At 60.9% G+C, this 14,154-nt stretch carries 11 protein-coding genes and 2 rRNA genes (1 of these 13 running past the window's edge); 5 read left to right on the top strand and 8 right to left on the bottom strand.

Annotated elements, in window-relative coordinates:
- Window positions 1–1,444, top strand: a 23S ribosomal RNA gene (locus tag ACPW75_RS19905) (it extends 1,445 nt beyond the left edge of the window).
- A 78-nt stretch (window positions 1,445–1,522) separates the two neighbouring features.
- Window positions 1,523–1,637: ribosomal RNA gene (gene rrf / locus ACPW75_RS19900) — 5S ribosomal RNA — on the top strand.
- Between the two features lie 89 nt (window positions 1,638–1,726).
- Here rrf and ACPW75_RS19895 read toward each other — a convergent pair.
- Entirely contained in the window at window positions 1,727–4,303 is a 2,577-nt protein-coding gene (locus ACPW75_RS19895; RefSeq protein WP_077097061.1) for a bifunctional acetate--CoA ligase family protein/GNAT family N-acetyltransferase, read from the bottom strand.
- 72 nt (window positions 4,304–4,375) lie between these two features.
- Window positions 4,376–4,567: a hypothetical protein gene (locus ACPW75_RS19890; protein WP_011704172.1), complete on the bottom strand. Its 192-nt coding sequence runs from the start codon at window positions 4,565–4,567 to the stop codon at window positions 4,376–4,378.
- 169 nt (window positions 4,568–4,736) lie between these two features.
- Here ACPW75_RS19890 and ACPW75_RS19885 point away from each other — a divergent pair, with 169 nt between their 5' ends.
- Complete coding sequence (locus tag ACPW75_RS19885) at window positions 4,737–5,609, top strand: substrate-binding periplasmic protein (protein WP_077097059.1); 873 nt, start codon at window positions 4,737–4,739, stop codon at window positions 5,607–5,609.
- Here ACPW75_RS19885 and ilvY read toward each other — a convergent pair.
- Window positions 5,598–6,491, bottom strand: coding sequence for an HTH-type transcriptional activator IlvY (gene ilvY / locus ACPW75_RS19880; RefSeq protein ID WP_017411123.1), 894 nt, complete (start codon window positions 6,489–6,491; stop codon window positions 5,598–5,600). The genes ACPW75_RS19885 and ilvY overlap by 12 nt on opposite strands.
- A 210-nt stretch (window positions 6,492–6,701) precedes the next feature.
- Between ilvY and ilvC the strand changes: the two genes are divergently transcribed.
- A complete protein-coding gene (ilvC, locus tag ACPW75_RS19875) occupies window positions 6,702–8,183 on the top strand; it encodes a ketol-acid reductoisomerase (RefSeq protein WP_005307463.1) in 1,482 nt (493 codons plus the stop codon).
- Window positions 8,184–8,331: 148 nt separating this feature from the next.
- Here the strand turns inward: ilvC and pgi are convergent, their stop codons facing one another.
- Window positions 8,332–9,981 (bottom strand): glucose-6-phosphate isomerase, encoded by a 1,650-nt coding sequence (gene pgi / locus ACPW75_RS19870; protein ID WP_017411125.1) that lies wholly within the window; start codon window positions 9,979–9,981, stop codon window positions 8,332–8,334.
- A 416-nt stretch (window positions 9,982–10,397) separates the two neighbouring features.
- On the opposite strand from pgi, the gene ACPW75_RS19865 reads away from it, so the two are divergent.
- Window positions 10,398–10,586, top strand: coding sequence for a holin (locus ACPW75_RS19865; RefSeq protein WP_005323764.1), 189 nt, complete (start codon window positions 10,398–10,400; stop codon window positions 10,584–10,586).
- Between the two features lie 123 nt (window positions 10,587–10,709).
- On the opposite strand, the gene ACPW75_RS19860 is transcribed toward ACPW75_RS19865, so the two are convergent.
- The 4 genes from ACPW75_RS19860 to coaBC all read right to left on the bottom strand — a co-directional run bounded on the left by ACPW75_RS19860 (window position 10,710) and on the right by coaBC (window position 14,099).
- A complete protein-coding gene (locus ACPW75_RS19860) occupies window positions 10,710–11,546 on the bottom strand; it encodes a mechanosensitive ion channel domain-containing protein (RefSeq protein ID WP_011704177.1) in 837 nt (278 codons plus the stop codon).
- Between the two features lie 186 nt (window positions 11,547–11,732).
- Window positions 11,733–12,329, bottom strand: coding sequence for a nucleoid occlusion factor SlmA (gene slmA, locus ACPW75_RS19855; RefSeq protein ID WP_011704178.1), 597 nt, complete (start codon window positions 12,327–12,329; stop codon window positions 11,733–11,735).
- Window positions 12,330–12,397: 68 nt separating this feature from the next.
- The gene (gene dut, locus ACPW75_RS19850; protein ID WP_017411128.1) at window positions 12,398–12,856 is read right to left on the bottom strand and encodes a dUTP diphosphatase; all 459 of its coding nucleotides are present in this window, start codon (window positions 12,854–12,856) and stop codon (window positions 12,398–12,400) included.
- A gap of 40 nt (window positions 12,857–12,896) precedes the next feature.
- Complete coding sequence (gene coaBC / locus ACPW75_RS19845; RefSeq protein WP_190283817.1) at window positions 12,897–14,099, bottom strand: bifunctional phosphopantothenoylcysteine decarboxylase/phosphopantothenate--cysteine ligase CoaBC; 1,203 nt, start codon at window positions 14,097–14,099, stop codon at window positions 12,897–12,899.
- Window positions 14,100–14,154 lie beyond the last annotated feature (55 nt).

The following is a 14,154-nucleotide window of genomic DNA, read 5'->3' as shown; positions in this document are numbered from 1 at the left end:
TCCTGGTGAAAGTGCGTAGGTGGTGTTTCTAGGCAAATCCGGAGACACAACACTGAGACACGAGACGAACGCACTACGGTGCGGAAGCCATTGATGCCCTGCTTCCAGGAAAAGCCTCTAAGCTTCAGATTACAAGTCATCGTACCCCAAACCGACACAGGTGGTCGGGTAGAGAATACCAAGGCGCTTGAGAGAACTCGGGTGAAGGAACTAGGCAAAATAGAACCGTAACTTCGGGAGAAGGTTCGCTCTTGACAGTGAAGTCCCTTGCGGATGGAGCAGTTGGGAGTCGCAGTGACCAGATGGCTGGGACTGTTTATCAAAAACACAGCACTCTGCAAACACGAAAGTGGACGTATAGGGTGTGACACCTGCCCGGTGCCGGAAGGTTAATTGATGGGGTTAGCGCAAGCGAAGCTCTTGATCGAAGCCCCGGTAAACGGCGGCCGTAACTATAACGGTCCTAAGGTAGCGAAATTCCTTGTCGGGTAAGTTCCGACCTGCACGAATGGTGTAACCATGGCCATGCTGTCTCCACCCGAGACTCAGTGAAATCGAATTCGCCGTGAAGATGCGGTGTACCCGCGGCTAGACGGAAAGACCCCGTGAACCTTTACTACAGCTTGGCACTGAACATTGAACCTACATGTGTAGGATAGGTGGGAGGCTTTGAAGGCGTGACGCCAGTTGCGCTGGAGCCGTCCTTGAAATACCACCCTTGTATGTTTGATGTTCTAACGCAGGCCCATGAATCTGGGTCGCGGACAGTGCCTGGTGGGTAGTTTGACTGGGGCGGTCTCCTCCCAAAGAGTAACGGAGGAGCACGAAGGTTGGCTAATCCTGGTCGGACATCAGGAGGTTAGTGCAATGGCATAAGCCAGCTTAACTGCGAGACGGACAGGTCGAGCAGGTACGAAAGTAGGTCATAGTGATCCGGTGGTTCTGAATGGAAGGGCCATCGCTCAACGGATAAAAGGTACTCCGGGGATAACAGGCTGATACCGCCCAAGAGTTCATATCGACGGCGGTGTTTGGCACCTCGATGTCGGCTCATCACATCCTGGGGCTGAAGTCGGTCCCAAGGGTATGGCTGTTCGCCATTTAAAGTGGTACGCGAGCTGGGTTCAGAACGTCGTGAGACAGTTCGGTCCCTATCTGCCGTGGGCGTTGGATGATTGAAGGGAGTTGCTCCTAGTACGAGAGGACCGGAGTGAACGAACCTCTGGTGTTCGGGTTGTCACGCCAGTGGCACTGCCCGGTAGCTAAGTTCGGAATCGATAACCGCTGAAAGCATCTAAGCGGGAAGCGAGCCCTGAGATGAGTCATCCCTGACCCCTTGAGGGTCCTAAAGGGCCGTTGGAGACCACAACGTTGATAGGTGGGGTGTGTAAGCGCGGCGACGTGTTGAGCTAACCCATACTAATTACCCGTGAGGCTTAACCATACAACACCCAAGAAGTGTTTCGAGCCTTGTGACAAATACGAAACTACTTACATCAGCTTTCACAGATTGAAGAATTTGCCTGGCGGCCATAGCGCCGTGGAACCACCTGAACCCATGCCGAACTCAGAAGTGAAACGCGGTAGCGCCGATGGTAGTGTGGCATTCGCCATGCGAGAGTAGGACACTGCCAGGCACCCAACACGAGAAACCCCGCTCATCGAGCGGGGTTTTTTATTTTCCAAAATCAGCAATTTATGGCTATAAACTGCTGATTTCTCTGCTTTATGTCTGCCCTTGACTGGCGCAGGGCAGCTCCATGTTGACCACCCCATCTTCCAGCTGGATATCGATCTTGAAGCCAAGCCGTTTGGCCAGGTTGATCATGCCGCGGTTGCTGGGCATGGTCATGCCCGACAGCTGGCCAATGCCGCGTTCTCTGGCATAGCGCACTATCTTCTCCATCATCAGCTTGCCAAGCCCCAATCCTTTCAGGTCGGAACGCACCAGGATGGCAAACTCTGCATCAGACAGGTCCGGGTTGGAAATGGCGCGTACTACCCCCAGGATCTGCTGGTCGAACGGACCATCCTGCCCCACGGCGACAAACGCCATCTCCCGGTCGTAATCGATCTGGGTCATGCGGGCCAGCTCTTCATGTCCCAGCTCCCCCACATCGGCGAAGAAGCGCTTGTACCTGTCTTCGTCCGATACCTTGAGTACAAACTGCTTGTGTGCCGGTTCATCCTCCGGCCGGATCGGGCGGAGCAGCACATGGCTCTGATCCTTGAGCCAGGCCCCCTCTTCCAGTTCGGTGGGATAGGGGCGGATAGCCAGTCTGCAGCGGCCTTCTTCAGCAGGTTGCAGAGTCAGGCTGGCATCCAGTACCACCATTTCGGCACCGCAGGCCTGCAGTGGGTGCAGATCCAGCTGCTGGATCTCGGGGAAGGCGAGCAGCAACTCCGACAATTGGCACAACACCTGGCCGAGGGCATCGATATCGAGTCGCTCCGGGCTGGCCTGCTCGCGGATCTTGCGGCTCTTGAGCGCCCCGATGATCTGGTAGCGTGCCAGTGCCTGGTTCAGCGGCGGCAAGGCCGCCATCATCTCCTGCGGCTCGGCGCCTGACTCGCCAAGCAGGATGACGGGGCCGAATACGGGGTCTTGTTGCAGCCGAATCCGCAGCTCCAGCCCCCCACTACGGCGCGCCATGCGCTGCACCAGCAGGCCTTCGATACGGGCGCCGGGATCGTGCTGCCTGACTCGATCCAGAATGGCATCCGCAGCCTGGGCGACTTCGGCCGAGGTCCGCAGGTTGAGCATGACGCCGTGTACCGCCGACTTGTGAAGGATGTCCGGCGAGCGCAGCTTGACTGCCACCGGATAGCCGATCTGCTCCGCGGTGAGGGTGGCTTCGATGGCATCGGAGACGATCCAGGTCGGCAGGGTGGAAAGCCCAGCGGCCTGCAAAATGGGGTGTGCCAGATGGGTGTCGAGGGTGAGCTGTTTGCGTTCCAGCGCCTGTCGAATCAACTGTTGGCACAGCTCGAGATTGAGCCTGTCACCCTGCAGGGAGGCGGGGGTCTCCATCAGCTGCTTCTGGTTGCGCCGGTATTCCACCATGTGCATGAAGGCGGCGACCGCGCTCTCCGGGGTGCGGTAGGTGGGGAAGCCTGCCTCGCTGAACAGACGACGCCCCTCCTGGGCGGAATATTCCCCCGCCCAGTTGGTGAGAATATTGAAGCGTCTGGCCCTGGGATGCTGTTTGACGTAGCCGATCAGACTGCGCGCCAGGGCGGCGCCACGGGCGGTGAGTGAAGGGGCATGGATGAGCAGGATGGCGTCAGCCTCATCCCCTTGCAGCAGGTCGTCGAGAGCCTGCTGATAGTCATTGATGTCGGCATCGCTGCCGATGTCCCGAGGCGGCATCGCCAGCTTGCCGCCCCGCTCCAGCAACTTGTCGATCGCCATGTTGGCCAAGCCACGGCCATTGGAGATGATGGCGAGCCGCTCCCCCTTGAGGGTCAAGGAGTGACTCAGGGTTTCGACGGCGGCAAACAGTTCGTGGGTATCCCGCACCCGCAGCATGCCGGCCCGACGGATAGCGGCGTCATAGACGTTGTCGAGCCCGTTGTCCGGCTCATGGCGGCCGCTCTTGAGCACCAGGATGGGTTTGTTGCGGGAGGCGGCGCGGGCGGCCGAGAGAAAATGGCGGGCGTCCTGCAGCTTGTCCATGTAGAGCAGGATGGCGCGGGTCACGCTGTCGCGGGAGAGCTGATCCAGCAGCTGGCCGAAGTTGATGTCGCAGTGATCGCCAAGGGAGATGAAGGCCGAGAAGCCGAGCTCATGTTGCTTGGCCCAATCCAGGATGGTGGTGCTGACGGCGGCCGACTGGGAGAGAAAGGCAACCTGACCGGGCTTGGCGGCAATCGGCGAGAAACTGGCATTGATGCCCTGGCCCGGCAGCAGCATCCCCATGCTGTTGGGGCCGAGCAGGCGGATGCCGTATTGCCGGCTGAGCTGCTGCAGTTGCTCCCGCTCCGGCACAGTGAAGTCTGCCGCCAGTATGATGGCGGCGCCCGTTCCACGCTTGCCAAGCGCTTCGATGAGGGTCAATACCCGTTCCCGCCGGGTACAGACGATGGCGAGATCCGGGGCCAGCGGCAGGCTGTCGATATCGGCATAGGCCAACACGCCGGCAACGGCCTTGCTGTGCGGGCTGACTGGCAGGATGGGGCCTTTGAACTGGCCCGCGAGCAGGTGTCTTATCACCACGTGACCCGCCTTCTGCGGGTCGGTTGAGGCACCGATGACGGCGATTGACTGGGGTTTGAAGAGCCGATCCAGGCCGCTTGGTTTCATGGGCACTCCCGTGGGTGGCGGATGGTGCCAGTGTAATACGCTTTCAGCGCCGGTTCTGTGACCGGTTGCGGATCACTGCCTGGTCAGAGCGCTGGCTCGCAGGTAAAACTTCAGCTCACCCTGGATCTGGCGTACCGCAGCCAGATGGCGCTCCTGCAGATAGATATCCTGCTCCTGATCAAGCTGTGTTTGCGGTACTCCCAGGCTCTGCAGGTACTCATCGAACAGCAGCGAGCTGTTGATTTCGATCAGATGGGGCATCATGGCGCGGCTCCTTGTTCCATTCAGGCTGAACATCCAGTCTAGTCGGTGAATCGCTCCTCAGGCTGACCAGTGTCAGATTTGACACGAAGTGGCTCACACATCTGCGGCGTCTTGCATCAAGGGGGCCAGGACTGAGGTTATAGTGAATGGATGGAGGGGGAGGTGCGCGATGATCAGGATCTGGTTGTGTTGCGTCATGTTGTTTGCCGGCAGCGTGGCGGCGGCAGAAGTGCCCATCAGGGCCTGGAACCTGCTGCTGGACCATCCCAATCCCGCCGTGGCCGGTCTGCTGCGACTCTCGCTCGATCTGACCGTACCCGAATACGGTCCCTATCGGCTGATTGCCAGCCCGCCGATGGAGCAGGGACGGGCGGTCAAGGAGTTGCAAAGCGGCGAGCTGGTGCAGATCGGGGTGTTTGCCCCCGACGAGGAGCGCGAGCGTACCCTGCTGGCCATCCATGTTCCATTGGCAAAAGGGTTGCTGGGCTGGCGGGTGTGCCTCATTCGGCAGGGGGACGAGGGGCGGTTCGCCAACATACGATCGCTGGCCGACTGGCAGCAGGCCGGGCTTCGCATCGGCCAGCACAGATCCTGGCCTGATACCCGTCTGCTCAAGGAGAACGGCCTCAACGTGGTGGTGGGCAGCCTCTACGACGCCCTGTTCAACATGCTGCGCAAGCAGCGCTTCGACTGCTTCTTGCGTTCGGTCATCGAGATCGAGGAGGAGCTCAAGCAGCACCCTGAGCTGGCCATCGAGCCGCACCTGGTGTTTCGCTATCCGCTGGCGCTGCTGTTCTTCGTCTCCCCCAAGTACCCGGAACTGGCCAAGCGCATCGAGCTCGGCCTGCAGCGAGCCCGTCAGTCCGGTGACTATGAGCGGGTATTCGAGGCGGGTTTTGGCAGCACCATCCGGCGGCTGCAGCTCGATCGGCGGGTGATGCTGGAGCTGAGCAATCCGGATCTGCCGGCCGGCAGCCGCGCCATGATGCAGGATCCCTCGCTCATTTATGCTCCGGCGCTGCCCGCCGTGTCAGCGCAGTGAGCCCTGGCCCCGTGCCGTATCCCAGAAGGCGCGGATCAGCGGCTCTTCCAGCCGCTTCTTGAGCACGGCGATGCCGACATCGAACGGTTTGAGCGCCGGCTTGGGCTCGACGATGCGCACCTTTTCGCCCATGGGGCTGTGGTCGATCACCGCCGCCGGCACCAGCCCCACTCCGAAGCCGAGCGCCACCATGGCGACAATCCCCTCGTTGCCCGCCACTTCGGCATAGATGTTGGGGGCGATCCCCTTGTTGCGCAGCCACTGATCGCAACGTTTGCGGGCCAGCCCCTGCTCCGAGAGGATCAGCGGCAGCCGCTCCCAGTCTGGCTCTCCCTGAGAGAACCACTGGCTCTGCTGCGGTGCGGTGCGAGGGGCGATGAACACCAGCGGCACCTGCTGCAGGCTGGCAAACTCCAGCTTGGCGGAGAGGGCATCCGGGCGGGCGGCGATGGCGAGATCGGCCTCGTCGGCCAGGATCTTGTCCACCGCCAGCGCCGGATCGCCGGTCTCCAGCTTGATCTCCAGCTGGGGATAACGGCGGCGAAAGCGCTCCAGTACCTCGGGCAGCAGAAAGTAGCTGGCGGTGACCGAGCAGAACACCCGCAACCGACCCTGCAGCGGCTCATCGCTGCGTTTGAGCTCCTGCTTGAGCTGACGCCACTCCTGCAACAGGGCGCCGCCAAATTCCCGCAGCTTCTCGCCCGCCGGGGTGAGTCGCACCGAGCGGTTGTCCCGCTCGAACAGCACGCAGCCGGTCTCCTGCTCCAGCCGCTGGATGGCGCGGCTGAGGGTGGAGGGGCTGACCGCCATGGCATCGGCGCTCTTGCCGAAGTGGAGGGAGTCGGCGAGGTGGAGAAACAGCTCGAGATTGCGAAGGTCCATCTTTTCAACTCTTGGTGCGGCATCGCTGCCCGAGATCCTGGGCGGCTGGCATCTGCCACTAGATCCTGACGGCGATGATGAAGGGTTAATGTTTCAATTATTGCAACGTACTGTTTCGAATATATCAGTTCAGGCAATAAGTGTCCCGCGCTATAGTGGTTTCGACAACGCCGCCATCCGGCATGGAATCAATCGAACGGAGCAATCACCATGGCTAACTATTTCAACACCTTGAACCTGCGTCAGCAGTTGGCCCAGCTGGGCAAGTGTCGTTTCATGCAGCGCGAAGAGTTCGCGGACGGCTGCAACGTGCTGAAGGGCAAGAAGGTGGTGATTGTGGGCTGTGGTGCCCAGGGTCTGAACCAGGGCCTGAACATGCGTGACTCCGGGCTGGACATCTCCTACGCCCTGCGCAAGGCCGCAATCACCGAGAAGCGCGCCTCCTGGCAGAAGGCCACCGACAACGGCTTCGCGGTCGGCACCTATGAAGAGCTGATCCCTACCGCCGATCTGGTGCTGAACCTGACCCCGGACAAGCAGCACTCCGACGTCGTCAAAACCGTGATGCCACTGATGAAGCAGGGCGCTGCGCTGGGCTACTCCCACGGCTTCAACGTGGTGGAAGAGGGTCAGCAGATCCGCTCCGACATCACGGTCGTGATGGTGGCGCCTAAGTGCCCGGGCACCGAGGTGCGCGAAGAGTACAAGCGCGGCTTCGGTGTACCGACCCTGATCGCCGTTCACCCGGAGAACGATCCCAAGGGTGAAGGCATGGCCATCGCCAAGGCGTGGGCCTCCGCCACCGGCGGCGACCGTGCCGGGGTGCTGGAGTCCTCCTTCGTGGCGGAAGTGAAATCCGACCTGATGGGCGAGCAGACCATCCTCTGCGGCATGCTGCAGGCCGGTTCCCTGCTCTGCTACGACAAGCTGGTTGCCGAAGGGACCGACAAGGCCTATGCAGGCAAGCTGATCCAGTTCGGCTGGGAGACCATCACCGAAGCCCTGAAGCAGGGCGGCATCAGCCTGATGATGGACCGTCTGTCCAACCCGGCCAAGCTGCGCGCCTTCGAGCTCTCCGAGCAGCTCAAGACCCTGATGCGCCCGCTGTTCGAGAAGCACATGGACGACATCATCGCCGGTGAGTTCTCCCGCGGCATGATGGCCGACTGGGCCGAAGACGATGCCAAGCTGTTCGGCTGGCGCGAAGAGACCGGCAAGTCCGCCTTCGAAAACGCGCCGGCGTTTGCAGGCAAGATTGCCGAGCAGGAGTACTTCGACAATGGCGTGGTGATGGTGGCCATGGTCAAGGCGGGTGTCGAGCTGGCGTTCGAGACCATGGTGGCCTCCGGCATCTATGAGGAGTCTGCCTACTACGAATCCCTGCACGAGCTGCCGCTGATCGCCAACACAGTTGCTCGCAAGCGTCTGTACGAGATGAACGTGGTCATCTCCGACACCGCCGAATACGGCAACTACCTGTTCGCCAACGCCGCCGTGCCCTTGCTGCGCGAGCACTTCATGCCGACTCTGAAAGCGGGCGACCTGGGTGCCAGCAAGGCGGAAGGGCAGAGCGTCGACAACCTGGCGCTGCTGGCGGCCAACGAAGCGACCCGCAACCACCCCATCGAAGCGATCGGTCAGGTACTGCGTGGTTACATGAAGGACATGAAACGCATCGCCGTCGGCGGTTAAGCCGGCATAGGGCAGGATGATGAAGGGGCGGGGATGACGATCCTCGTCGCCGGTCGGGCTGGACACCCGACCGGCCAGCCAGAAAATCCGGCCACAAAAAAGCCCCGCTCATCGAGCGGGGCTTTTGCATTCAGAAAGGCCGGCTAAATCAGGCTTTCCACGCTTTCCAGGTGTTGATCAGACCGTTGGTGGAGCAGTCGTGGCTGGTGACCGCCGCATCGGTGTTGAGCTCCGGCAGGATCTTGTTGGCCAGCTGTTTGCCCAGCTCCACGCCCCACTGGTCAAAGCTGAAGATGTTCCAGATTGCGCCCTGTACGAAGATCTTGTGCTCGTACATGGCAATCAAAGAGCCAAGCGTTTTCGGGGTCAGGCTCTTGAACAGGATGGAGTTGGTCGGGCGGTTGCCTTCGAACACCTTGAACGGCACCAGATCCTTGACCTGCTCCAAGGTTTTGCCAGCCGCCAGGAACTCGGCTTCGACCTGTTCCTTGCTCTTGCCGAACGCCAGCGCCTCGGTCTGGGCGAAGAAATTGGCCAGCAGTTTCGGGTGGTGGTCACCGATAGGGTTGTGGCTGATGGCCGGCGCCAGGAAGTCACAGGGGATCAGCTTGGTGCCCTGGTGGATCAGCTGGTAGAAGGCGTGCTGGCCGTTGGTGCCTGGCTCACCCCAGATGATGGGGCCGGTCTGGTAGTCAACCGGCTTGCCGTTGCGATCCACGTACTTGCCGTTGGACTCCATGTTGCCCTGCTGGAAGTAGGCAGGGAAGCGGTGCATGTACTGGTCGTACGGCAGGATGGCTTCGGACTCGGCACCGTAGAAGTTGTTGTACCACAGGCCGATCAGCGCCAGCAGCACCGGCACGTTCTGCTCATAGGAGGCAGTGGCGAAGTGCATGTCCATCTCGAAGGCGCCTTGCAGCAGGGCTTCGAAGTTCTCGAAACCGACGGACAGGGCGATGGGCATGCCGATGGCAGACCAGGAGGAGTAGCGACCGCCAACCCAGTCCCAGAACTCGAACATGTTGTTGGTGTCGATACCGAACTCGGCCACGGCTTTGCCGTTGGTGGAGAGCGCAGCGAAGTGCTTGGCAACGTGGGCCTTGTCACCGGCGATCTTGATGAACCAGTCGCGGGCGGTCAGGGCGTTGGTCATGGTCTCCTGAGTGGTGAAGGTCTTGGAGGCCACCAGGAACAGGGTGGTTTCCGGATCGATCTTCTTCAGAGTCTCGGCGATGTGGGTACCATCGACGTTGGAGACGAAGTGCATCTGCAGGTGGTTTTTGTAGGGGCGCAGCGCTTCGGTGATCATCACCGGGCCGAGATCGGAACCACCGATACCGATGTTGACCACGTGCTGGATTGCCTTGCCGGTGTAGCCTTTCCACTCGCCTGAGATGATCTTCTCGCAGAAGCCCTTCATCTTGGCCAGTACGGCGTTCACTTCCGGCATCACGTCCTTGCCATCGCTCTCGATGGGGCGGTCGGAGCGGTTGCGCAGGGCCACGTGCAGCACCGAGCGGCCTTCGGTCATGTTGATCTTGTCACCGTTGAACATGGCGTCGATCGCGCTGCGAAGATCGGTCTCTTTGGCCAGATCTACCAGCAACTTGAGGGTTTCTTCGGTGATCAGGTTCTTCGAGTAATCGACCAGGATGTCGCCGCCGAAGGTGAGGGAGAATTTGTCGAAACGCTGGGGATCCTGGGCAAACAGATCCTTGAGCCGGGTCTCTTTGTTCGCTGCAAAGTGGGCTTCCAGTGCCTGCCAGGCCTGGGTCTGGGTTGGATTGATGTTTTTCATAGGATTATCAGTCTTCCAAGTTGTGTATGAACCTTGCAGGCAAGGCTCCCGCCAAACCTTATTATTCGAGCATTATACCGGGCCAGCTGCGCCGCCCGTGTAACAGAGCTTTACCAATTGTCTGCCATCGACCGAGTTTACAACCAAAACGCTGCGATTATGAGTCACTGATGGCGGCCGGATCTTGCGTTTGCGCATACTTGGTCGGGCTTGCCGCCGCTGAAAGGGCTTTCAGGGGGAGGGGATGCAGCGAGTGGGGTGGCAGTTTGGCCTGGCAGCCAAAAGAGTATTCGAAAAGCGCCTTTTTGCTCATTTCATGCGCAGGCGCAAGTTGTTGGTAGTGGAGGCTGGCTAGCATATGAGCGAATGGACGAGATCTCCCAGGGATGGCCACTGTCTGGAATGAGGAGATCGCTATGAAAGCTGTGTTGTCCCTGTTTGCTCTGAGCCTGATCGCCACCGGCCTCATCGGCCTGCTGACCATGGTGCTGACCAGTGCGGCGCCTACCTTGCCGTTACGGGTGCTGGCGGTGATCGGTGCCGTGCTGGGAGGCTATGTGCTGGTGCAACCGCTGCTCAACCGGGTGGCTCGTCGGCTGGTGTAAGTCGACGTCCCGGCATGCTGAAACAAAGTCCGGCCCAGGGTGGCCGGATTTTTTATGCCCGTCAGGGGGCCGGAAACGACAATGCCAGCCCGGAGGCTGGCATTGTGTCATTCAGGAAAAGGCTCAGGCCTGCGGCTTTTGCATGTGCATGACCATCTGCGGGAAGGGGATCTCGATACCTTCGGCATCGAAGGTGAGCTTCACCTTCTCGTGGAAGTCGAACCAGACTCCCCAGTAGTCGCCGGTCTTGACCCAGGGGCGCACCACGATATTGACCGAGGAGTCGGCCAGCGCGGCGACGGCGATGGTGGCGGCCGGCTCCTTGAGGATGCGCGGCTCTTCGCTGACCAGCCGCTCCAGGATCTGCTTGGCCTTGCGCAGATCGGAGCCATAGCCGATGCCGAAGGTCATGTCGACCCGGCGGGTATCCATACGCGAGTAGTTGACGATGGTGCCGTTGAGGATGGCGGAGTTGGGCACCACCACCATCTTGTTGTCACCGGAGGTGAGGGTAGTGGTGAACAGCTGAACGGATTGCACCACGCCATTGGTGCCTGCCACCTCGATGAACTCACCCGCCTTGATGGGGCGGAAGATGATGAGCAGGAAGCCGGCGGCGAAGTTGGAGAGCGAACCTTGCAGCGCCAGACCGATGGCCAGACCGGCGGCACCGATGATGGCGACGAAGGAGGCGGTCTGTACCCCGACCCGGCCCAGCGCGGCGATCACCACGAACACCAGGATGGCGTACTTGAGGATGCTGCCGACGAAGTGGGTGACAGTGGTGTCCAGCTTGCGGGCCTGCATCACCTTGACCACGGCGCTGCTGATGAGGTTGGCGGCGATGTAGCCGACCAGCAGGGTGATCAGGGCGGCCGCGATGTTGACGGCATACTCGATCAGCAGGCCCTGGTTGTTGACCAGCCAGGTCTGCGCTTCGGTGATGATTTCGGGTTCCATAGGGTGTCCTGTCAGGCGATAAAAGGTTTATGACGCATGAATCTAACACTGGAATGCGACAATCCGGGTCGCATCTGGTGCTCATCGCTTCTTTTGTGCCATAAAAAACAAGGGAGGCCAAGGCCTCCCTCTTTACTGCAACCCGTCTGGAGCGGCGTTGCCGCTACTGATTGCAAATTGAGCGTGTCAGCTCTGTAGCAGCTGGCTGCGGATAAACTGCCACTGATCTTCAAACCCGGCGGTGGGCTTGATTTTGAACTCGGAGCGGACGAACTGGCTGATACGCCCCTCGGTGTAGGCCAGCAGCAGGTTGGCCAACATGGTCTCGTCGAGCTGGAAGCCCTGGCCTTCGCGCAGTCGTTTCTCGCGCAGCACCTGCTTGATCTGGGTCTCCAGCTTGTCGAACAGGACGCTGATGCGATCCCGCAGCCGGTCGTGCTCACCCAGCAGGGCATCGCCATTGAGGATGCGGGTGATGCCGGGATTGCGCTCGGCAAACACCAGCAGCAGCTGCAGTATGTGGTGGCAGCGGGCCATGGTGTCCTTCTCTTCGGCCATGATCAGGTTGACCCGTGACAGCAGGGAATCCTCGATAAAGTCGATCAGCCCCTCGAACATTCGCGCCTTGCTGGGAAAATGTCGATAGAGAGCGGCCTCGGATACCCCCACCTCAGCCGCCAGACGGGCCGTGGTGATGCGCTGGCCAGGGCTGGTCTCCAGCATGTGGGCGAGCGCCTGCAGGATCTGATCGCGCCGACTCTGTTTCTGATTACTGCTTGCCATGGATTCCCCTAAAAAAACAATGGCCTGATTCTGTTATTAGGCACCGCCGCGCGGGCTGGTGTGGTCTGTTATTGGCGACCAGAAGAACCAAAACCGCCTTCACCCCGTTCGCTCTGATTGAACTCATCGACCAGTTGGAAGCTGGCCTGAACGACCGGCATGATCACCAGCTGGGCGATGCGCTCGCCGGGCTGCATGGTGAAGCTGTCATTGCCACGGTTCCACACCGAGACCATCAGCTGGCCCTGGTAGTCGGAATCGATGAGGCCGACCAGGTTGCCCAGCACGATGCCGTGCTTATGACCGAGGCCGGAGCGGGGCAGGATGGTGGCACACAGGCCCGGATCCTGAATGTGGATGGCCAGCCCGGTCGGTACCAGGGTGGTATCACCCGGGGCCAGGGTCAGCGGGGCATCCAGCAGGGCGCGCAGATCCATGCCGGCGGAACCCGGTGTGGCATAGGCGGGCAGCGGGTAATCGGTGCCGATGCGGGCATCCAGAATCTTCAGTTCAATTTGTGTTGTCATAAATCGTTTTTAATGGAGTGGAGGTGGTCGATTGACTGGCTCAGTGCCGGTAGTGGTTTGCAATCAGGGCGATGAGATGACGAGCCAGCGTCAGCTTATCGGCCAGGGGCAGGGGGGCTTGACCCCCTTGCCAGAACACGGTCAGGGCGTTGTCATCGGCGTTGAAGCCCTGGCCCGCACGAGATACGTCGTTGGCGGCGATCATGTCCAGCCGCTTACGCTGCAGTTTGTCGAGGGCGTATTGTTCCACATCCACGGTTTCTGCGGCAAATCCGACGGTGAAGGGCTTGTCTGACAAAGCCCCCACGGCGGCGATGATGTCGGGGTTTTTGACCAGGGTCAGCTGCATCTGGTCGTTGTCACCGGTCTTCTTGATCTTCTGGTTGGCTACCTGCGCGGGGCGGTAGTCGGCGACGGCGGCGCAGCCGATGAAGAGGTCGCACTGGCCGACCCGGCTCATCACCGCCTGATGCATCTGCTCAGCGCTCTCCACGTCAACACGGGTGACGCCCGCCGGGGTGGCCAGTGCCACCGGGCCGCTCACCAGAGTCACCTCGGCGCCCGCTTCACGGGCGGCGCGGGCGATGGCGTAGCCCATCTTGCCGGAGCTGTGGTTGCTGATATAACGCACCGGATCCAGCGCTTCGCGGGTCGGTCCGGCGGTGAGCAACAGCCTGACCCCGGCCAGCAGTGGCTCGGCGGCGAGTTGCTGGCAGCAGCGCTCAACCAGTTCGAGGGGATCCAGCATCCGGCCCGGGCCTACGTCACCGCACGCCTGGCTGCCGGAATCCGGCCCCCACAGCAGGATGCCGCGGCTGGCCAGGGTCTTGAGGTTGGCCTGGGTGGCGGCGTTGAGGTACATCTGCTGGTTCATGGCGGGTGCCAGCGCCACCGGTGCCGGCGTGGCCAGGCAGAGGGTGGTCAGCAGCTCATCGGCCATGCCGGCGGCCATGCGGGCCATCAGGTTGGCGCTGGCCGGGGCGATCAGCACCAGATCGGCCCACTTGGCCAGCTCGATGTGACCCATACCCGCCTCGGCGGCGGGATCCAGCAGACTGTCGGCCACCGGGTGGCCGGAGACGGCCTGCAGGGTGAGCGGGGTGATGAACTCCTTGGCGGAACGGGTCATCACCACCCGTACCTCGGCCCCCTGATCTTTCAGGCGGCGTACCAGTTCGGCACTCTTGTAGGCGGCGATCCCGCCGCTGACACCCAACAGGATGCGTTTATCGGCCAATCTCATCTGCTGCTTCTCTTCCGGCTCACTCTGACTGGTCGGCTAAGATACCACAGGCAGC

Origin of the sequence: Aeromonas sp. FL131, from assembly GCF_049860615.1 — a bacterium.
GTDB lineage: Bacteria > Pseudomonadota > Gammaproteobacteria > Enterobacterales > Aeromonadaceae > Aeromonas > Aeromonas hydrophila.
Note: the sequence above shows the minus strand (reverse complement) of the source record. Positions and strands in the feature narration are given on the sequence as shown.